The organism is Thermogutta sp., assembly GCF_014359955.1.
Lineage (GTDB): Bacteria > Planctomycetota > Planctomycetia > Pirellulales > Thermoguttaceae > Thermogutta.
Genome location: NZ_JACIYL010000679.1, coordinates 1 through 2,444, shown reverse-complemented (window position 1 = coordinate 2,444; position 2,444 = coordinate 1). Strand labels below are relative to the sequence as shown.

1 protein-coding gene and 1 pseudogene are annotated in these 2,444 nt (G+C 60.1%); both read right to left on the bottom strand.

Annotation, left to right across the window (positions count from 1 at the left end):
- On the bottom strand, positions 1–2,092 hold a 2,092-nt coding region (gene pheT / locus H5U08_RS15785), incomplete at its 3' end, for a phenylalanine--tRNA ligase subunit beta (RefSeq protein ID WP_297035190.1).
- Between the two features lie 151 nt (positions 2,093–2,243).
- Positions 2,244–2,444: pseudogene (gene pheS, locus H5U08_RS15780) on the bottom strand (phenylalanine--tRNA ligase subunit alpha); the annotation flags it as partial.

Genomic DNA, 2,444 nt, shown 5'->3' with positions numbered 1-2,444 from the left:
AACGCGCGGTGGGATAGACGGGACCGACCACCGCGTCCAGATCGAGCTCGAACCAGACGACTTGACCTTCCAGGGCCACCGTTCGCGCGAGGACGGGGTCCAGCACACCGACGCTTCCCAGCGTGATCTCTCCCGACCGGATTTCACACCAGTAACCGGGCACCTGCCAGGGGAGGGAAGATTCCCGACCAGGGATGAAACGCCAGGGAGTTTCCGACAGGCCGCCGCTCAAATCCTCCAGAGCCCCGCGAATGCTGCGGTAGTGTTCCTCGAGGTCGCCCCGTGCCCCCTGCCGAAAACTGATACCCGCCAGATGAGTCCGTTCGCGGCATCCCCCTTGGTCATCCGGGAAGAACACGCGTCCGATTTCGAAAATGCGGAAGGCATCGCGATGGGAGCGGTTCGGCCGAACCAGCGCCAGCAGATTGGGCATGAGTGTCGTCCGCAGCCGACGGCACGTCGCCGACGGGGGATTTTTGAGCGTGAGCGTTTCCGCCGGCGCAAACCCGATTTCATTCAGCCACACATCGTCCATCCAGATGTAGTTTTGCACTTCGATGAACTGATGGGCCCCAGCCAGGATTTTCCGGGCTTTGTGTTCTTTTCTCAGACTTTCATTGACGGGCAGGGCCGCCATCGGACCTTCCGGCAATCGCGGTTCGATGCGGTCGTAGCCGTAAATGCGAAGGATTTCCTCCACGACATCGGCCGGGATGGAAAGATCCTTCTCGCTACGGTGCGGGGGCAGACCGACTTGCAGGATGTCGCCGTCCGATCTGGCGCCAAAACCGAGGTCCTCAAGAATGCGAACGGCTTCCTCGCGGGGAATGGTTTGCCCGGCCATCGTGTCCACCGTCTGCCAGGGGATGATCAGTGGTCGGGGATGCTCTTTGAGATCACCGGCCACCGTGAATCGCGAGGTGACCTCGAACCGTTCGCCCGACTCTTCCAGGCATTTCAGAAGCCGGGCCGTCCCCACTTTAACATTGACGGGCGGCTGGCCTTTCTCGAAACGCTGGGCTGCCTCGGTCCGCAGATCCAGGCGAACCGATGTCCGCCGAATACGTGACGCCTTGAAATTCGCGCTTTCCAGGAGCACCTTCGTGGTGCTGGCGGTCACTTCGCTTTCCAATCCACCCATGATTCCCGCCAGCGCCACCGGTTCTTTCTCGTTCCAGATGAGGAGATCATCCGGCAAAAGCTGACGCTCCTGGCCATCCAGGGTCACGAAGGTGCCCGGTTTTCCGAGTGGTGCGACCCGAATCGCATGGACCTTGTCGCCATCAAAGGCGTGGGTGGGCTGACCCAGTTCCCACATGACGTAGTTCGTCAGGTCCACCATGAGGTTGAACGTCCGCTGACCGAGGGCGTGGAGCCGCCGCTGAATCACAAGCGGTGCCGGCACGGCCGCCCGCACTTTCAACTCCACACAGGCGTAACAGGGACAATTCTCCAGATCGTCAATGGTGAGCGGATACGCGGGAAGGTCGTTATAACGGGAAAGATCGACCACCGGCAGCGGCCGCAGGGGACGCCGAAAAATGGCCGCAATTTCCCGGGCAAAGCCATAATGGCCCCACAGGTCCGGCCGATGGGTGAGACTCTTATTGTCAATTTCGATCAGCACATCTCTGGGGGGAATCCACTGGCTGAGTGGTGCCCCGCTGGGAAGCTGGTCGGGGCATTCCAGCACCCCCTCGTGCCAGCGGCTCATGCCCAGTTCAGCGGGCGAGCACAGCACGCCTTCACTGCGGTGTCCGGCGATGGCCTCGGCCGAGATGGTCACTCCTCCGGCCAGCCTGGTTCCTTCTGGTGCGAAAGGGGCCTTCATGCCCGTGCGGACATTGGGCGCCCCACACACCGTCTCATAGCGCCGATCTCCACACTGCACCTGGACGAGTTTCAGGCCGTTTGTGTCGGGCAATTCGGTGCAGGAAATGACTTCCCCAATCAGAACCCCCTCCACGTACCGCTTGATTTCTTGGACATCTTCCACCTCAGCGGTGCACATGGTCAGACGATCGGCGAGCTTTTCGGCGGGAATATCACCGATATCAACGAAATCGCTGATCCAATCCAGGGAAATCTTCACGGCTGGCTCCGTCTCCTTCGGAAATATATTCTCAACACGTGTTAACCTGTCAAAAAACTTACCCCCCGACGGTACCGGCTCCCTTGCTTGGTTTTTTTCACACGATCGGCTTGCGCAGGAACCCGTTCCGGTATCGCCGCGGATCACGTGCTCAAAATGCCGCCGGAAATTGTTCGTAAAACCGGATATCACCGGAGTTGAACAACCGGATATCGGGAATGCCGTATTTCATCATCGCCAGACGCGTCAACCCCATGCCGAAGGCAAAGCCGCTGTACACCTGGGGGTCGACGCGGCCATATTCGAGGACCTTGGGATGAACCAACCCGCAGGGGATCAGCTCGATCCAGCC